Genomic DNA, 2,525 nt, shown 5'->3' on the forward strand with positions numbered 1-2,525 from the left:
GCTACAATTTTACTAAAACTCGACCTACGCATTGGATGACGAATAGGCCGAAATCATAAAGGGAGTCTTGCGAGCTTCATTAACGCCGGCTCTCGCATGCAGAAAAGTTATTGTAGATATTTCGACTATTTGCGTCGCTTTTATCTCTGTGACGTCAGAAAAATGCCGCCTTGGCTAAAATCACGCCGGCAAATGACGAATTTCTGACAGCCGCCGGATCACACCGACGCTCTGATGTCCCGCATGACCGAAGCAAGACGAAAACGCGGCGCCGAGCGGACCAGCAACCGGGGACCGGCTCTCATTCCACAGTTGCCGCCGCGACGCGTGATCAACCCTTACCCGCCGATGGCCCTGCTGTTGGACGACCAGATCGAGGCGATCCATGAGGCCTCGATGCATATCCTCGAAAACTTCGGCATCGAGGTGATGAGCCCGCGGGCGCTGGCGCTGTTCGAGCGCGCGGGCGCCAGGGTCGACCACAGCTCGATGAATGTCCGCGTCGACCGCGGCATGGTCGCCGAAGCGCTGAAGACGACCCGCTCTTCCTATACGCTGACGTCCCGCAATCCGGCCCGCGCCATTCATCTCGGAGGCAACACCATCAACTTCACGCTGGTTGCCGGGCCACCCAATGTGCACGACATGGAACGCGGCCGCCGTGCCGGCAATCTCGCCGACTACTCGGACCTCGTCCGGTTGGCGCAGCATTTCAACTGCATCCACATGCTGGGCAACCAGGTCTGCGCGCCAATCGAATTGCCAGCGAACACAAGGCACATGGACACCTATTTCGCCAACCTGACGCTGACCGACAAGTGCTTCCATGTGTCGGCGATCGGCCGGGGCAGGGCGCTGGACGGCATCGAGATGATGGCGATCTCGCGCGGGATGACCGTCGAGCAGATGGGCGAGGATCCGGGCGTCACCACCATCATTTCGGTCAACTCGCCGCGCCGCTTCGACGAGATGATGGCCGAAGGGCTGATGACGATGGCCGAATACGGCCAGTCGGTGGCGGTGACGCCGTTCACGCTGATGGGTGCGATGAGCCCGGTGACATTGGCGGGCGCGCTGGCACAGCAGAATGCCGAAGCGCTGTTCGGCATCGTGCTGACGCAACTGGTCCGCCCCGGCGCGCCGGTGATGTATGGCGCCTTCACCTCGAATGTCGACATGAAGTCGGGCGCGCCAGCCTTCGGAACGCCGGAAAACACCAAGGCCAACATCGCCTCGGGGCAACTGGCACGGCACTACAAGCTGCCATACCGCACGACGCCGGGTTCCGCTTCCAACGCCGCCGACGCGCAAGGTACTTATGAGACGATGATGGCGCTGTGGGGCGCGGTGCTCGGACACGGCAACCTCGTCTATCACGCCGCAGGCTGGCAGGAGGGCGGGCTGACCGCGTCGTTCGAAAAGCTCGTCATCGATGTCGAGATGATGCAGCACATGATGGAATTCCTGCGGCCGATCGTGGTCGACGAAGGAGAACTCGCGGTGGAGGCGCTTGGTGCGGTGCCGACCGGCGGCCACTTCTTCGGCGAGCCGCACACGCTGGAGCGCTATGCCACCGCCTTCTACCAGCCGATGCTCTCCAACTGGCAGAACTACGAAGCCTGGCAGGAGGCCGGCGCGCTCGACACAACGGCGCGCGCGACGCGGCTGTGGAAGAAGGCGCTTGCGGAATATGTCCAGCCGGCAATGGATCCTGCCGTGCGTGAGGCGCTCGAGGCCTACATGGCGCGTCGCAAGGAAGTGATCGGGCAGGGTGAGCCATGATGCTTCGCCCATTGGACTCGCCGGTAACCTCCCATTCTGATTCACTTTGAACGCTCAACTCACTGAAGTAACGAGAAAAAAACTCATGAAGTCGCATGCAAAGGTCGTGGTCATCGGCGGCGGTGTCGTCGGATGTTCCGTGCTGTTCCATCTTGCCCGCCACGGCTGGACCGACGTCGTGCTTCTAGAGCGCGACGAACTGACCTCGGGCTCAACCTGGCACGCTGCGGGCGGCATGCACACCATCAATGGCGATCCCAACGTCGCCAAGTTGCAGAAATACACGATCTCTCTCTACAAGGAGATCGAGGAGCTTTCCGGCCAGGCAACCGGCGTTCACCTCACCGGCGGCGTGCTTCTTGCTGCGACCGAGGCGCGCCTCGACTGGCTGCGCGGCATGGTCTCGAAGGGCCGCTACCTAGGCATCGACCTCGAAGTGATCTCCGCGAAGGAAGCGGCCGAACTGATGCCGCTCATCGACCCCAGCCAGTTCGTCGGAGCGGTACGCAACAGGGACGATGGCCATCTCGATCCGTCGGGCGTCACGCATGCCTACGCCAAGGCGGCGCGCAAGCTCGGCGCCGAGGTCGAACGCTTCACCAAGGTCGAGGACATTGTGCGACGGCCCGACGGGTTGTGGCGTGTGATCACCAACAAGGGTGAGGTGGTGACCGAACACATCGTCAATGCCGGCGGCCTTTGGGCGCGCGAGGTCGGCCGCATGGTCGGGCTCGAACTGCCGG

At 62.2% G+C, this 2,525-nt stretch carries 2 protein-coding genes; both read left to right on the top strand.

Features of this window, described 5'->3' with window-relative positions; all coding sequences use genetic code 11:
• Positions 1–243 precede the first annotated feature (243 nt).
• Positions 244–1,782, top strand: a complete 1,539-nt coding sequence (locus Q0L57_RS12585; protein ID WP_296743094.1) for a trimethylamine methyltransferase family protein — start codon at positions 244–246, stop codon at positions 1,780–1,782.
• An 85-nt stretch (positions 1,783–1,867) separates the two neighbouring features.
• On the top strand, positions 1,868–2,525 hold a 658-nt coding region (locus Q0L57_RS12590), incomplete at its 3' end, for an FAD-binding oxidoreductase (protein ID WP_296743095.1).

This window comes from Mesorhizobium sp. (genome assembly GCF_024509055.1).
GTDB lineage: Bacteria > Pseudomonadota > Alphaproteobacteria > Rhizobiales > Rhizobiaceae > Mesorhizobium.

Excerpts from the sequence above, each read along its gene's own strand:
- Q0L57_RS12585 (WP_296743094.1), top strand. The coding sequence starts at position 244 with ATGACCGAAGCAAGACGAAAACGCGGCGCCGAGCGGACCAGCAACCGG.